Source organism: Staphylococcus schweitzeri (assembly GCF_002902405.1).
Lineage (GTDB): Bacteria > Bacillota > Bacilli > Staphylococcales > Staphylococcaceae > Staphylococcus > Staphylococcus schweitzeri.
In genome coordinates this window covers 18,694-34,973 of sequence record NZ_PPQS01000026.1, presented here as the reverse complement: position 1 = coordinate 34,973, position 16,280 = coordinate 18,694, and the positions used below count along the sequence as shown (strand labels likewise).

General features: G+C 35.2%; 14 protein-coding genes and 1 pseudogene. 7 read left to right on the top strand and 8 right to left on the bottom strand.

The genetic code is table 11. The features are described 5' to 3' along the window. Positions 1–100: 100 nt before the first annotated feature. Entirely contained in the window at positions 101–520 is a 420-nt protein-coding gene (mepR, locus tag CD116_RS05160) for a multidrug efflux transporter transcriptional repressor MepR (protein WP_047529331.1), read from the bottom strand. Between the two features lie 210 nt (positions 521–730). On the opposite strand from mepR, the gene CD116_RS05155 reads away from it, so the two are divergent. From CD116_RS05155 to CD116_RS05140, 4 genes are read left to right on the top strand one after another with little or no spacing between them, the layout of a single operon-like run. Continuing rightward, complete coding sequence (locus CD116_RS05155; RefSeq protein WP_047548715.1) at positions 731–2,686, top strand: BglG family transcription antiterminator; 1,956 nt, start codon at positions 731–733, stop codon at positions 2,684–2,686. 4 nt (positions 2,687–2,690) lie between these two features. After that, positions 2,691–3,134: a PTS sugar transporter subunit IIA gene (locus CD116_RS05150; protein WP_047548717.1), complete on the top strand. Its 444-nt coding sequence runs from the start codon at positions 2,691–2,693 to the stop codon at positions 3,132–3,134. A gap of 1 nt (position 3,135) precedes the next feature. After that, on the top strand, positions 3,136–3,420 hold the full coding sequence (locus CD116_RS05145; protein WP_047423948.1) for a PTS sugar transporter subunit IIB: 285 nt from the start codon (positions 3,136–3,138) through the stop codon (positions 3,418–3,420). A gap of 14 nt (positions 3,421–3,434) precedes the next feature. Continuing rightward, positions 3,435–4,781 (top strand): PTS ascorbate transporter subunit IIC, encoded by a 1,347-nt coding sequence (locus tag CD116_RS05140; protein ID WP_047548720.1) that lies wholly within the window; start codon positions 3,435–3,437, stop codon positions 4,779–4,781. 136 nt (positions 4,782–4,917) lie between these two features. On the opposite strand, the gene CD116_RS05135 is transcribed toward CD116_RS05140, so the two are convergent. From CD116_RS05135 to CD116_RS05115, 5 genes and pseudogenes are all read right to left on the bottom strand, one after another. Next, positions 4,918–5,940 carry a lipoate--protein ligase gene (locus tag CD116_RS05135; protein WP_047548724.1) on the bottom strand — a complete coding sequence of 341 codons (1,023 nt, stop codon included), beginning with the start codon at positions 5,938–5,940 and terminating at the stop codon, positions 4,918–4,920. Further along, positions 5,918–6,914: pseudogene (locus tag CD116_RS05130) on the bottom strand (SIR2 family NAD-dependent protein deacylase). The gene CD116_RS05135 and the pseudogene CD116_RS05130 overlap by 23 nt, the downstream one beginning before the upstream one ends. Then, positions 6,853–7,653 (bottom strand): protein-ADP-ribose hydrolase, encoded by an 801-nt coding sequence (locus tag CD116_RS05125; protein ID WP_047529318.1) that lies wholly within the window; start codon positions 7,651–7,653, stop codon positions 6,853–6,855. The pseudogene CD116_RS05130 and the gene CD116_RS05125 overlap by 62 nt, the downstream one beginning before the upstream one ends. Next, the gene (locus tag CD116_RS05120; RefSeq protein ID WP_047423956.1) at positions 7,654–7,986 is read right to left on the bottom strand and encodes a glycine cleavage system H family protein; all 333 of its coding nucleotides are present in this window, start codon (positions 7,984–7,986) and stop codon (positions 7,654–7,656) included. Between the two features lie 33 nt (positions 7,987–8,019). Continuing rightward, positions 8,020–9,021 (bottom strand): LLM class flavin-dependent oxidoreductase, encoded by a 1,002-nt coding sequence (locus tag CD116_RS05115; RefSeq protein WP_047529315.1) that lies wholly within the window; start codon positions 9,019–9,021, stop codon positions 8,020–8,022. A gap of 307 nt (positions 9,022–9,328) precedes the next feature. On the opposite strand from CD116_RS05115, the gene CD116_RS05110 reads away from it, so the two are divergent. Together CD116_RS05110 and CD116_RS05105 are read left to right on the top strand one after the other, a co-directional pair. Next, positions 9,329–10,528 carry an NADH-dependent flavin oxidoreductase gene (locus tag CD116_RS05110; RefSeq protein WP_047529313.1) on the top strand — a complete coding sequence of 400 codons (1,200 nt, stop codon included), beginning with the start codon at positions 9,329–9,331 and terminating at the stop codon, positions 10,526–10,528. 72 nt (positions 10,529–10,600) lie between these two features. Next, on the top strand, positions 10,601–11,428 hold the full coding sequence (locus CD116_RS05105; protein ID WP_047529311.1) for an alpha/beta hydrolase: 828 nt from the start codon (positions 10,601–10,603) through the stop codon (positions 11,426–11,428). Positions 11,429–11,665: 237 nt separating this feature from the next. On the opposite strand, the gene lip is transcribed toward CD116_RS05105, so the two are convergent. Beyond that, positions 11,666–13,696: a YSIRK-targeted triacylglycerol lipase gene (lip, locus tag CD116_RS05100; RefSeq protein ID WP_047529309.1), complete on the bottom strand. Its 2,031-nt coding sequence runs from the start codon at positions 13,694–13,696 to the stop codon at positions 11,666–11,668. Between the two features lie 412 nt (positions 13,697–14,108). On the opposite strand from lip, the gene CD116_RS05095 reads away from it, so the two are divergent. Beyond that, on the top strand, positions 14,109–15,422 hold the full coding sequence (locus CD116_RS05095) for a YjiH family protein (RefSeq protein WP_047529307.1): 1,314 nt from the start codon (positions 14,109–14,111) through the stop codon (positions 15,420–15,422). A 127-nt stretch (positions 15,423–15,549) separates the two neighbouring features. Here CD116_RS05095 and CD116_RS05090 read toward each other — a convergent pair whose 3' ends face one another. Then, positions 15,550–16,218: an N-acetylmannosamine-6-phosphate 2-epimerase gene (locus CD116_RS05090; protein ID WP_047529305.1), complete on the bottom strand. Its 669-nt coding sequence runs from the start codon at positions 16,216–16,218 to the stop codon at positions 15,550–15,552. Positions 16,219–16,280: the final 62 nt, after the last annotated feature.

Below are 16,280 nucleotides of genomic sequence, written 5' to 3'. Positions count from 1 at the left end.
ATACTCCTTGTCTTTTTCAATAATTAGCTCACTAATAATTAGATATCTAACTATAGCATTAAAGATAAAGTGACTGATTTCTACCAGTCACGCTTACCATTTATTGTAAACTAGATAACATTTTCGTTAAGATTTCTTTCATTTGTTTATTTTCTTCTTCAGATAGCTGTGATACAAGCGTTTGTTCCATCTCATCAAATATCGAAGTGAATGCTTCTACAAGCTTAATGCCAGAGGTAGTCAGTCCTATATTTTTTCTTCGTGTATCTTGTGCATCTACATAGCGATAAATCAGTTTTTTTCTTTCAAGATTCTTCAATAAATTACTCACAGTTGGACCTGTTCGTTGCAATGCTTTAGCAATATCATTTTGTGTTAGTCCATCTTGTTGATGTGCATAAAGATAACCTAACGTGTGACCTTGTTCATTTGTTATATCAAATTGCTCTAATTTCTGATCCGCCTTTTGTTTCATTTCATGACTAATCATTCTGAATAAATACGAATAAGTGAATTCCATTTATTGCACCACCGTTTCGTTAGATGTCTAACTAAATATACTGCGACTACTTCATGAAGTCAACAATAATTCCGAAATTATTTTGAATATTTCTATGAAACCTTGCATTATAACATTTTGATATGCAATTTTTCGGATTAAAATATGAAAGAGATTGCATATCTACATTCTAAAGTAATCGCTTACAATTAAAACTAGGAGGACAATACGTTGTTAAGTCATAGACAAATTGAAATTTTGCATCTTTTAGTTCAAGAACAAACATTTATTCCAATCAATCATCTTGCTGAGCAACTCAATGTATCACCTCGTACAATTCAATACGACCTAGCTGATATTGAACTATATGCCGAAACTTATCATTACAAAGTCAGTCGTAATAAAGCAGAAGGTATTAAAGTAACAACTGAACACATGACACTTTTAAATGAATTAGAGGTCAATCTTACGAGTCAAATTCATTTTTCAAAAGATGAGCGGCTCACGCATATCGCTTTAAAGTTATTCGAAACAACTAATCCCGTTTCAACAAAGCAACTTGCGCAAGATGTTAATGTTTCGCGTCGGACAATTGCAGATGATATTAAGATGATTCAAGCTCAACTAGACCAATACCATTTAAAGTTAAATTATGTCCACAATAAAGGATTCAATGTTATTGGCGAAGAAAATCATTATCGTAAAGCGTATGCACACTTTATACATCAATATATGAAACAAGCAGCACCTTTTATAGAGGCAGATATCTTTAATTCACAATCAATCGCATTGGTTCGCCGTGCCATTATTACGACATTAAATAGTGAGAATTATCATTTAGTTCAGTCGGCTATTGATGGCTTAATCTATCATATACTCATTGCCATTCAGCGCCTAAATGAAAATTTTTCGTTCGATATACCTATAAATGAAATTGATAAATGGCGACATACTAATCAGTATGCTATTGCTTCAAAAATGATAAAAAACTTAGAACACAGTTGTAATGTCACATTTCCAGAGTCTGAAATTATCTTTATCACGTTACATTTACTAGGTTCTAAAATGACCGAGCATACAGCATCTTCAAATGCCTTTGATCAACATGATTTGTCGCAAAATATACATGAATTGATCACTTGTGTTAGCCAAGAATTGGGCATTGATATGTCAAAAGACAACAAGTTACATACCAGCCTGATCACACATATCAAACCAGCCATACATCGCATTAAATACGATATGCTACAACCTAATCCTTTGAGGCAAGAAGTTATGCGTCGCTATCCTCAAATCATTGAAGCCGTTAGCAAGCATATTAGCCCAATTGAACAAGATGCTGCTATTCGCTTCAACGAAGATGAATTAACATACATTACAATTCACTTCGCATCAAGTATAGAGCGTGTTGCAACACATAAACAATCAATGATTAAGGTTGTCTTACTATGTGGTTCTGGTATAGGCACGTCGCAACTTTTAAAATCAAAACTAAATCACCTGTATCCAGAGTTTCACATTTGGGATGCCTACTCTATTTATCAATTGGAAGAAAATAGGTTATTGCAAGATAACATTGATTATGTCATTTCAACAGTACCCTGTGATATTTCAGCTGTACCAGTTATTCATGTCGATCCATTTATCAATCAGCAATCTCGTCAAAAATTGAATCAAATCATTAATGACGCAAGAGAACAACAAGTCATGAAACTGGCAACTGATGGCAAGTCACTTGCAGATTTATTGCCTGAACATCGCATCATTATAAATAAACAACCATCATCAATTGAATCCGCAATTACAGTGGCTGTGCAACCTTTAATCAATGATGGCATTGTCGATTCAAATTATACATCTGCAATTTTAAAACAATTAGAACAATTCGGGTCATATATGGTCATTAGTCCACATATTGCACTTATCCACGCTGGTACTGATTATGTACAGAATGGTGTAGGTTTCGCACTAACTTATTTCACTGAAGGGATTATTTTTGGTAGTAAAGCTAACGATCCCGTTCACCTTGTCATTACATTAGCAACGGACCACCCCAATGCACATTTAAAGGCATTGGGACAGTTAAGTGAACTATTAAGTAACGAATTATCTCGACAAGATTTCTTAGATGGGAATATTTTTAAAATTAAACAACACATCTTTGTAACTAAGACAAAGGAGGTTTAACATCGTGGCATTAGACATTTTGTCCACAACACGCATCATTGTAAAAGAGAAAGTACATGATTGGACTGAAGCTATAACTGTAGCTTCTCAGCCATTACTACAAGAACAAGTCATTGAACAAGGCTATGTTGAAGCAATGATTCAAAGCGTTAATGAACTAGGACCTTATATCGTTATCGCACCTGAAATTGCTATTGCACATGCAAGACCGAACAATGACGTACATCAAGTTGGTTTAAGTCTATTAAAGTTGAATCAACATGTGGCATTCTGTGATGAAGATCACTACGCATCACTCATTTTTGTATTGAGTGCCATCGACAATCATTCACACTTATCAGTATTACAAAATTTAGCAACCGTACTGGGAGATAATCAAACAGTCCAACAATTATTAACTGCAACAAACGCACAAGACATTAAAAACATTTTAAAGGAGCATGATTAATATGAAAATTTTAGTAGTATGTGGCCACGGTTTAGGAAGTAGTTTTATGGTAGAAATGAACGCACAAGAAGCACTTAGACAACTTAATGCGCCATCTGACATAGAAGTTGAACATAGTGACATTATGACAGCAAGCCCAGAAATGGCTGACTTGTTTATTTGTGGTAGAGATTTAGCTGAAAATGCCGAACGTCTAGGGGATGTCTTAGTTCTTGATAACATTTTAGACAAAGCAGAATTACAACAAAAGCTCGAAGAAAAATTACAACAACTTAATATGATTTAAAGGAGGTACGACCTATGCAAGCAATCCTTAATTTTATAGTCGATATTTTAAGTCAGCCAGCCATTCTTGTCGCACTGATCGCCTTTATTGGTTTAATCGTTCAGAAAAAACCTGCAGCAACGATTACTTCAGGTACAATTAAAACGATATTAGGCTTCTTAATTTTAAGTGCAGGTGCTGATGTAGTCGTTCGATCTCTTGAGCCATTCGGCAAAATATTTCAACATGCATTCGGCGTTCAAGGCATTGTACCTAACAACGAAGCTATCGTCTCACTAGCTTTAAAAGATTTTGGAACAACAGCCGCACTAATCATGGTCTGTGGCATGATCGTTAATATTTTAATTGCCCGCTTCACTAATTTAAAATATATCTTTTTAACAGGTCATCATACATTTTACATGGCAGCATTTTTAGCAATCATTTTAACAGTCAGTCACATTAAAGGATGGCTAACGATTGTTATCGGTGCAATCGTATTAGGATTAATCATGGCAGTCTTACCTGCATTACTCCAACCTACGATGCGAAAAATCACTGGCAATGATCAAGTAGCATTGGGACATTTTGGTTCTGTCAGTTACTTTGCTGCAGGTGCAATAGGTCAATTATTCAAAGGAAAGTCTAAATCAACAGAAGATATTAAATTTCCAAAAGGCTTAAGCTTTTTAAGAGAAAGTACAATTAGTATTTCTATTACAATGGCATTACTTTATTTCATTGCATGTTTATTTGCAGGCGTCAGTTATGTACATCAATCGATTAGTAACGGGCAAAACTTTATTGTCTTTTCATTAATTCAAGGTGTCACATTTGCTGCTGGTGTATTTATCATTTTAACAGGTGTGCGCTTAATCTTAGCTGAAATCGTTCCGGCATTTAAAGGAATCTCTGAAAAACTTGTGCCAAATTCTAAGCCTGCATTAGACTGCCCTATTGTGTTCCCTTATGCACAAAACGCTGTGTTAATTGGGTTCTTTGTCAGCTTTATTACAGGTGTCATCGGTATGTTTATCTTATTCTTATTTGGTGGCGTCGTTATTTTACCTGGCGTAGTTGCACACTTCTTCTTAGGTGCAACGGCTGCTGTGTTCGGTAATGCAAGAGGTGGTATTAAAGGGGCTGTCGCAGGTGCTGCACTTAATGGTATCCTGATTACGTTCTTACCATTATTATTCTTACCATTTTTAGGTGATCTAGGTGGTGCCGCAACAACATTCTCCGATACAGACTTCTTAGCTGTCGGCATTGTATTCGGTAACGCAGTAAAATATATGGGATTATTCGGTGCAATTCTATTTATTATTATCGTTGGTGTGATAGCTATTTTATTAAAAGGCCGTCAAAAAGCACAACAATAATATATAAACAAAAACACCGTCACAAGTTGAGTGTACTTTCCTTCTATCATAAGGTAGACCACTTACTTATGGACGGTGTTTTTGTATTATATTAAATGATATTCAACGAGGGTGTGACATTAATACCTAAACAATATTAACTTAAAATCATATCTACCAATGCTTCAGCTGTAACATTTCCAAAATAATACACGATGTCTAACTGCTTTAACTGATGCGTTAAATCTTCTCTTGTCATTTTTGTTCCTTGTAACGCTTGTTCCACATCTTTCATATCACCTTGTCCAAAGAAATCACCAAAAATTCTACAATCTGCAATACGATTTTGTTCAACAGAAATGGTAATATCTACAGTACCTGATGATAATCTTTCACTTCGATTGTAATCATATTTAGGCGACTTACCATAATTCCAATCCCAATTTTTATACTTTTTATCAGCTAATTCATCAATTGCTTCCCAATCTGCATCCGTTAATTCATATCGTTTCGCCTCATTAATGTCATTGATTCCCAAAACTTGTATTACCATTAAATTTTTGAATTCTTCAATTGTTATATCACGATACGTTTCATCAAGCGCTTCTCGAAGATGACCAACGCGTGCTCGTACAGATTTAATACCTTTCGATGCAATCTTTTTGCGATTAGGCTTTAACACTTTATCCATTGCTTCATAGTTAACATCAAGCAATAACGAATAACCACCATAAATACGATTGTTCATTAATGTCATTGCGGCTCCTGACACTTTTTTGCCGTTCAATGTTAAATCATTTCTGCCACTCTGTATCACATCTGTTGCCCCTAATGTATGTAATGCCTTTATTGCTGGTTGATAAAATCGTTGGAAATCACCATAAATCGTTGTGTCTTGTTCCAAAATACAACACATATTAACGGCACCTTTATCAACATATACAGCACCACCTCCAGTATCTCTACGAACTACTTGAATATGGTGTTCATCTATATAATCTTGATTCACTTCGATTGCCGTATTTTGAAAACGACCAATTTCCACTTTTGGTTCACAATAATAAGGGAATAAAATATCTTCGCCTAAAAAGATATTCTGGTTAACATAAACTTGCATGGCGAGTACAATCGCACCATCAGTAATATATTCACCATTTCTAATCGGTTCTATTAAGTACATCTTCTGTCTCTCCAATGTTGTTATTTTTTCGTTGTGCTGCTGTTCCGGAGTGCTGTTGTAATCAAGCTAGAAATGTCATCAGTTAAATGTATGGTACGTTCTTGAATTGAATTCGGAATTCGATATGCTTTTTTATTCATCGTCATATAAAGTGCATTTTCATTTTTACGTGTCATACGCTGAAAAGGATGCTTCACAAATTGTGGTGTAGTATAACCTATCCCTATTTCTAAATACAACACTTTATCATCTTGATGTTGCTCTAAAAAAGTATTATAACGTTGTAGTTGCGCATGAAAATCAGCATCTTCAACCATACCAACTTCTGCTTTACGTTTATTCACTTCCATGGGCGCATCACATTTTGGACATCTCGGAATCATTTCCCAAGGTATAAGCATATCTTGTTGCACAACAACCATTTCACGTATTAATTCATCATTGCGATACGTTTGAGCATGACAATGCTGACTACACTGTTGCAGTATATACTCCCCCTGTATATGAAATACATGAGTCATATCATAATCAGCAACATCGAATGCATTATCTGCATTCGTAGTTATAATGTGGTACTGTTTACCTTCCATTAAGGATTTTAATGCGAGATAAGACTGACCTACAGGTTGATCTAAATAGTTTAATTTAATAAAGCGACTCTCAAATGCCCAATACTCTTGCCAACTGCCATAAGGATGTAAACTCGCTTGCAACATATCAAAGAATCGATATTTTTCAATAAAATCTGGGAAGTTTTCCGTAAAACGCTCTCCTACATATGTAAATCCGTCAGATGCAGACATTCCTGCACCAATTCCAATCACTATCGCATCTGCTTCGTCAATCGCAGTACGCAATACTTCAGCCTGCTTTGTCTTTTCATCCATTAAAAGAGACATTGCATTCCATTTATTACTCTGCGTCACGGTTAAATGCCTCCTTATACAGTTGTAAATCCTTATCTGTAAATACATTAAACACGACTTTCAATGTTGAATTTGTCTCTTTGAGATATCTTGCTACTGTTCGAATAGCAATTTCTGCTGCTTCATCTTGAGGAAAAGCAAATACACCTGTAGATATACAGCAAAAAGCGACATGATTTAAACTATGTTGATCAGCAAGCTTAAGACAGCTAAGATAACATTTTGCTAATAGTTCCTGATTCATTTTCGAAACAGGTAAATGTCGTATTTGTGGACCAACTGTATGAATAATATACTTTGCTGGCAAATTATATCCACATGTCATTTTGGCTTTACCTACACCTTCATTACGTCCCTGCTGGCGAATGATATTTGCACAATCTAATCGAACTTGAACACCAGCTTTTGTGTGAATCATATTATCAATGCAGTCATGATTGGCTTGCATACATCCTAGAAAACGACTATTTGCAGCATTGACAATAGCATCAATTTTTAACGTCGTGATATCACCTTGCCAAACAAAGATATTGTCACCTTTTATCGGCTTCAAATCATTCACACTAATAACATGTTGACGATTCAAATCACTTAACAGAGCATCTTGAACAGCTAAATATTCATCACTTACAGGTAAAGCAGGTCTTACATTTGCTAAGCCTCGATATAATTCCCACAAATCTTCAAATGATGATGGCATCTCTAATTCATCATCGTCATTTCGTTCTCGCCACATATCTTTGATTAAATATTCAAGTCTTGCTTTATTTGATTTTAACGTTTCCATTTAAGCCTCCGGTAATGCTTGGAACGCTTCTTTATCGACATCATCCAATTTAAACAACCAATTTTCCTCTGGTTTTTCAGAATTTAAAATAGTTGGTTCTTCTTCCGCTCTTGTATTACGTTCAACAATTGTTCCTGACAATGGCGTTTGCACATCAATGACCGTTTTCGATGCTTCGATACTCACAATTTCGTCATCCACTTTAACTTCATCTGAACTCACGAATTCAACATAACCTACTGTCCCAATGTCATCTTGCAGTTCAGGTGTCATACTAAACACATACAAATCTCCTACCTTTTCTACCCATAAATAATTGGCTAACTTTCTCATCTTATCCTCATCCTTTCTCTTCTATTAAAAATGTTACAAATAGATTTCTGCGAGTAATTCTAATGTTTTACAACGCTGTTCTATGCCAGGAATAAGCGGTGCTACTAACACCTCATCAACCTCAAACGTAGCAATAAAATCATCTAACTGTGTTTTAACTTGTTCTTGTGTCCCTGCAATCATGCGTGCTTGATGTGCTTGAATCATCTCTTTATCTCGATTATTAAGCTTATACTTTTGCGCTGTATCTACCGATGGAAAATGTTCAAATTCTGCAAATTGCAATTTACCTAATAACCAAACATCCAAAGCATGCTGCAACGCTGCTACTTCCGCTTCATTATCAGCTACAATGACAAATACAGATGCCATCACTTTTGCGTCCATTTTAATCGTTGATGCGCAGAAATGCTTTTTGTAAATATCAATATTATCTTTCGCTGCATGTATCGCATTTATATTTGGTAACAAAAATGTTCCAACAGAAAGCCCTATACCTAGTTCGGCTGCTATTTGGGCAGATGTTGGGCTACTACTTAATAACCACATTTCCGGAAAATGATCAATGTGTGGTTGGACACCTAACGTATACGCACTTGGTTTATCCTTTGTCGTAAGATAATCACGTAATAACGAAATCGATTCATCGTAACTATCATATGTAGGATTTATTCCATCTAATGCTTGCTTTACCATAGTAGTACCCGGATTATTGCCAATACCTAAATCAATACGATTTGGATATAACGCTGCCATCATTCTAAAATGCTCAGCAATTTTATAAGGTTGATAGTGCGGCAACATCACACCACCAGAGCCAACTCGTATTTGATTTGTCTGCGCCAATATATGCATCATCAAAAGTTCCGGACTGCTACATGCAAAAGCTGGCACGTTATGATGTTCCGTAAACCAAATTCTTTTAAAACCAAGTCGATCTGCCAATTTTGCTAATGTCACTGAATCTTGCAACGCTTTTTGTGCATCCTTACCTTCATCTATTAAGGCATAGTCTAATACGCTTAATTTAACCAAACCGTCATCTCCAAACTTCTCCTATCATCTTAAACCGTCATAACATTTTAACGTTCTTAATACTATTCCTTCTTCATATACCCACGTATATGATAACGTTTTTCAATTAACTTTTATATCTTTTCGCCTTAATTTTTCATTTTCAGATTCACATTTTCAGAACTACAAATGTCATACATTAATTCAATTTTAATTTTAAAAATGCTTTCCCTGTGCCAATTCTATTCTATCAAGACTGTTCATCATTGATTATTCAAGCTTTCCATGGTACTTTGAAATCAATATTGAATAGAAAAGGAATAATAGCATGTACCGATACAAACCACTTTTACAATCAATCCACTTACCTAATGGCATCAAAATTGCGAATCGCTTTGTATTATCACCAATGACCGTAAACGCATCAACAAAAGAAGGCTATATTACAAAAGCAGACTTGGCTTATGCTGCACGTCGTTCAAATTCAGCTGGCATGCAAGTCACAGGCGCTGCCTATATTGAACCTTATGGTCAATTGTTTGAATACGGCTTTAATATCGATCACAATGCTTGTACCCCTGGATTAACTGATTTGGCAACTACAATGAAACAACATGGTAACCTCGCTATTATTCAACTAGCGCATGCTGGTCGTTTTTCAAATCAGGCAATTTTAAATTATGGAAAGGTATATGGACCAAGTCCGATGACCTTGCATTCACCAATTCAACATGAAGTCATAGCTATGTCACAAAGTAAAATTAATGAAATTATTCAGCAATATAGTGATGCTACATTACGCGCAATTAAAGCTGGATTCGATGGTGTAGAAATTTCAATTGCACAACGTTTGCTGATTCAAACATTTTTCTCAACTTTTTCGAATAAACGTACAGACCATTACGGTACCGACTCATTAAGAAATCGTGCAAGATTATGTTTAGAAGTTATGCGTGCGGTACAAGAAGTGATTGATAAAGAAGCACCTGACAATTTTATTTTAGGATTTCGAGCAACGCCAGAAGAAACCAGAGGTAGTGATTTAGGATATACCATTGACGAGTTCAATCAATTAATCGATTGGGTCATGGACGTTTCAAACATCCAATATTTAGCAATCGCTAGCTGGGGTCGACATATTTATCAAAATACGTCGCGTACACCAGGCGAACATTTCGGTCGGCCAGTTAACCAAATTGTCTATGAACATTTAGCTGGTCGCATCCCTTTAATTGCAAGTGGCGGGATTAATTCTCCAGAGTCTGCTTTAGATGCTTTACAACATGCAGATATGGTCGGCATGTCTTCGCCTTTTGTCACAGAACCTGACTTTGTGCATAAACTTGCTGAACAGCGACCATATGATATCAATCTTGGATTTTCTATGGAAGATTTAGAAAGTTTAGCTATTCCGCGTGCTGCTTTTAAAGATATTGTTAAAATGATGGATTATGGGGAAGGTCTAAAGAAGCATACCCGTGACGCTTTACGTCAATTGGAACAAAATTATAATGACTCATCGTCTTAAGACTATTTTTCATGGAAATTTAAGACAGTGTTATAATGACATCAATTTCAAAAATAAGGAGTCTATTACATCGTGACTGAAATTAAAAATAAAGTAATTACTAAAGATGCATTTGCATTACCTTACACAATTATAAAAGCAAAAAATCAACCAACAAAAGGCGCTATTGTCTACATCCACGGTGGTGGATTAATGTTCGGTAAAGCTAACGATTTATCCCCACAGTATATCGATATCCTTACGGAACATTACGATTTAATTCAACTAAGTTATCGTTTATTACCAGAAGTAAGTCTCGATTGCATTATTGAGGATGTCTACGCATCATTCGATGCGATTCAATCACAATATTCTAATTGCCCTATTTTTACCTTTGGCAGATCATCAGGTGCATATTTAAGTCTATTAATTGCACGAGACAGAGATATTGATGGTGTTATTGATTTTTATGGTTATAGTCGCATCAACACTGAACCTTTTAAAACAACTAATAGTTATTACACAAAAATAGCTCAAAGCGTAAACGAAACAATGATTGCACAACTCACTTCACCAACACCGGTTGTTCAAGATCAAATCGCACAACGTTTTTTAATCTACGTTTATGCACGTGGCACAGGTAAATGGATAAATATGATTAATATTTCTGATTATACCGATTCAAAATACAACATCTCACCAAATGAACTTAAAACACTTCCACCTGTTTTCGTTGCGCATTGTAATGGCGATTATGATGTTCCCGTTGAGGAAAGCGAACATATCATGAATCATGTTCCACATTCAACATTTGAACGCGTGAATAAAAACGAACATGATTTTGATCGTAGACCTAATGACGAAGCAATCACTATTTATCGTAAAGTTGTGGATTTCTTAAATGCTATAACAACAAACTAAGATTTATTCACTTATCAAAAATCCACTATGTCATCATAACAAACGGCAATCCGACAAACACTATTATCAATACAATTTATCTCCATTTAAAACGCCCGTCCCTTTAGCTTTCACTAATGAGACAGGCGCTTTATTCTGCTTAAACCTTTTCATAATTAATACTATACTGTTAAATTAGTCATGCTATATTTTCAAAATACTAAAATCACTCTTTCCTTTGTATATATAGTTTGATATTTAACCGGCTTTCAATTGTGTATCTTTACCTTCAGTTGCTTCAACACGCAACAAGTCATTAATAATACCAGTATAGAAGTTGGAGAGCTCTGCACCTTTACGTTTGAAGTCTAGGAAATCTATTCCAATAAAGTCGACATGGTCCCAACCTTGTAAAATAGGTTTAACTTGCCAAATACCTCTTCGTGTTGCAGGTTCATCATTCGTGACATTAACAAATGGCTGATTGGATGGATGTAATGATGAAATTACTGGTACTACACCATCATTTTTGCGCCATTCTTCTCTTGCATCATGTCCAATGATTCTACTAGTTGTATCCATTAAGAAAAATGTACCTAAATCAGGATTTTCATAGCCTAAAGGTCCAGTATGTGATGATACACCAGTATAAGTCGTGTAGGCTATATTCGGGTTCATACTTGTCATGTTATTCAATTTGGCAGATCCATCTAACGTTAAATCATACGCAGCATTATCAGTTGATGTCCAAATTTTACTGTTACCTACTCGTTTTATATAGTCAATATAACTTTCATTTGGTTGCTGTTTGAACCCCCATTGCGTCAGTCCTAAATCTATATTTGAATATTTATTACCCGCAATTCGATTTAATGCATACATAATTTTTCTAACAGTTTCTGTATTTCCGAATTTATCTGCCGCTTGCGAACCATTATGTGGCGTACCTAGTGTTGTAATTGATGCAACCATATTATTTTTGCCTCCAACAAATAATGGTGATATTTCTCCACCATGTGCTTTCTGATAGTCAATTTCTTCTTGGTTACCATTCCTCAAAAATTGTTCCATTAAACGAATCGTTTGCCCACCCATACTATGTCCTACAAGATGTACCTTTTTACCCGGTTCCCAGTCCGGCATAATGCCTTTATATGTTTTGCCATAGCGTTCGTGTCCATATTTCGCGGCATGAGCTGCGCCATAATCAACGCGTCCCCCTTTAATATAATAATAAAGTTCTACAGCACGATCATGGTTACTACTAAAAGCTCCTACACTTGCTTGATGTACGTTATAACCTTGCTTTCTTAATTCTTCGATAACCTTAAACTTATTCCCACCCCAATAATTTGGATATAAAGCAGGCGCATTATCGCCTACCAATCCTAAAAATCCATGTACAAAAACAACTGGATATTTGTTGAGTGGTTGAACTTGATTTGCTTTAATTGGATGTATCTTCTTAGCATCTGCTACTGCAACATGATTTGTCGAACGTGCTTTAGGTGCTTGGAGCGCATCTTTGATTAGTTGTTGATTATCCGTATTTTTATCTGTCGGTTTCTCAGGGGGATTTTGTTTATCGATATGTTTACTTAAATCGTCAACTTGCGGTTTCTGTTCACTTTGGCGAACATTATCATCTTGCTTTGCATCTACGATTTGATGCGCTGGTTGATGTGTATCTTGTTGATTTGGATGTTTGTCCGTGGTTGCATCTTGTGCTTTTGTTGATTTAGGTGCAGTTTTATCATTAGACGGGGGTGTAATTGAAGTTGGTGTTGCTTTATTATGATTTGGTAATACGTTTTGTGTAGGAACAGATGGTTGTGATTTATCAACTTCTTTCACATCTGCATTTGATTTTGAATTATTCTGTTCTACACGCATATCATTTTGTTTAATAGTATCTTGATTCCCAGTATTTTTATTCGAATTAGCTTTAGATAACTGTTCGACATTTTGTTGTTCAGAATTTTGTGTTGCTTTGTTATTATTTTGTGATTCATTCGTTTTATCGTCTTTTGTTGGGTGTTGCTTGGATGATTGAAGCGCATTGTTTAATTGCTTTGATAACAGTTCATCTTTCTGTAATCTTTGAATATCCCTATGTTCTCCCGGTTGATTTAGTGTTTCTTTTTGTGCCACTGCATCAGACGTCGGTGTTTTTTCAGAGGCTTTTGCATCATGTGTTGATACAACAAACACTGTTGCTGCTAGTACTGACACCACACCAATAGAATACTTTCTGATACTATACTTTCTTCTCTCTTGTTCTCTTATCATATAATCACCTCAAAAGTATTTTTTAGACCCCCTATTGAGAATGAAAAACAACTGCATCTTCAATATAACATGACATATATTTGTTTTTAATTCATATTACAAAATTAATAAAAAGTTAATAATATGTTCTTGTAATTTCACTATATTCTTCCAAGTCATCTTTTTATAAAATTTATAATTCTTTCTTTTTTGTACTGTTAAAGCCTATTCAACAATTAAATATCCTTCGCTTTTTATAATTCAATATAGTTTTAAGTTATATATAATTAGTTAATTTGTATTGGTCGGTAAATGCGTCAAACTATACAATTAAAATAAGTTTTCAGATTTTTCTAAATTAAAATATTGATTTATATATGGGGCAACTGCATCACATATCTTTTATATTCACTTAAACAAAGGGAGTGTTTTAATGAATAATCAACGTTTAAATGCACAACAACCAAGTGCGTGGCGTTTTTATGTCTATAGCTTGATTGGTATACTTTGCTTTTTTGTACCTTTTACTATCAGTAAAAACAATACAATATTAGTGGATCATGTACATCTTGCCATTCGTTCATTGTTAGGTCCGCTCATGCCCTATGTTGCACTGATTATGATTTTAATTGGGACAGCGTTACCAATAGTTAGACGTACGTTTATGACTTCAATCACCAATTTAATCATTACATTATTTAAAGTCGCAGGTGCAGTTATCGGTATAATGTATGTATTTAAGATTGGTCCGTCAATTCTGTTCAAGGCTGACTATGGTCCATTTTTGTTTGAAAAATTAATGATGCCATTAAGTATCTTAATTCCAGTTGGTGCAATTGCACTTTCTTTATTGGTAGGCTATGGCTTACTTGAGTTTGTCGGTGTTTATATGGAGCCTATTATGCGACCTATATTTAAAACACCTGGTAAGTCAGCAATTGATGCAGTTGCTTCATTTGTTGGCAGTTATTCCTTAGGCTTATTGATTACTAATCGCGTATATAAGCAAGGTATGTATAACAAAAGAGAAGCAACCATTATCGCAACTGGTTTCTCAACAGTATCAGCAACTTTTATGATTATTGTTGCTAAAACTTTAGGATTAATGTCGCATTGGAATTTATACTTTTGGATAACTTTAGTCATCACATTTGTCGTGACTGCAATTACTGCATGGCTACCACCAATCACCAATGAATCAACAGAATATTATAATGGACAAGAAGGAGAACAAGAAGTTGCTATTGAAGGAAGCAGACTGAAAACTGCATATGCAGAGGCGATGAAACAAAATGCATTAACACCATCTCTATTGAAGAATGTCTGGGATAATTTGAAAGATGGTCTAGAAATGACTGTTGGTATTTTACCTTCTATATTATCGATTGGTTTTTTAGGACTGATTGTAGCTAACTATACACCTTTCATTGATTGGCTTGGCTATATATTCTATCCATTTATTTATATTTTCCCAATTGCTGATCAGGCAGCACTTGCAAAAGCGTCAGCGATTTCTATTGTAGAAATGTTTTTACCATCTTTGTTAGTAACTAAAGCTGCAATGAGTACTAAATTTGTTGTCGGTGTTGTAAGCGTATCAGCAATTATCTTTTTCTCGGCATTAGTGCCGTGTATATTAGCAACTGAAATTAAAATACCTGTCTGGAAACTTATCATTATTTGGTTTCTACGCGTGGCATTGTCGCTATTAATCACAATTCCAATCGCTTTAATCATTTTTGGATAATTTAAAATAAAATAAAAACATTGTCGCAATTTAATAAACGAGATGAATCCATCCCATTTATTGGGCCACCTAAGATGATTAGGTACTTTTAAATGATGATGGTCATCTCGTTTTTTATAGCTATCATTTAATCTTCCATCACTTGAACAAAACGTTTCGTAATTTCTTTTGGTCGTGTAATCGCACCACCAACGACTGAACAATGAACGCCTAAGTCCATCACGCGTTTATACATATCCGGTGTAATCACATTACCTTCCGCAATGACTTTTGCATCAACACTTTGAAGTACATCTTTTAGAAATTGGAAGTCATTTTGATAAAGTAATTCTCCTTTCGTATAACTCGTATAACCATGTAACGTCGTGCCAATATAATCAAAGCCAAGTCGTGCCGCATTTTTAGCTTCTTCAACGGTCGCGATATCAGCCATGATTTCAACGTTAGGTGCGTGTGTTCTAATATATGTCACTAATTCGTCTAACGTTTCTTTCGGACGTTGCTGTAGCGTTGCATCCAATGCAATGACTTCACATTGGCTTTCTATCAATTCGTCTACTTCTTTTGACGTTGCTGTAATGAAAACATCTGATCCGTCATAATCACGTTTCACGATACCAATAACTGGTAAATCTACCGTTTCTTTAATTGCTAAAATGTCTTCCTTAGTATTTGCGCGAATACCAACAGCTCCACCTTCATACGCAGCTAATGCCATTTTCGACATAATAAAAGATGAATGCAATGGTTCATCTGGTAGTGCCTGACAAGATACTATTAATCCATGTGGTAACATTATTCCTCACTCCATAAGTCGTTTTTTCACGTAAAGTCATTTACAATATATCATTAAGATAA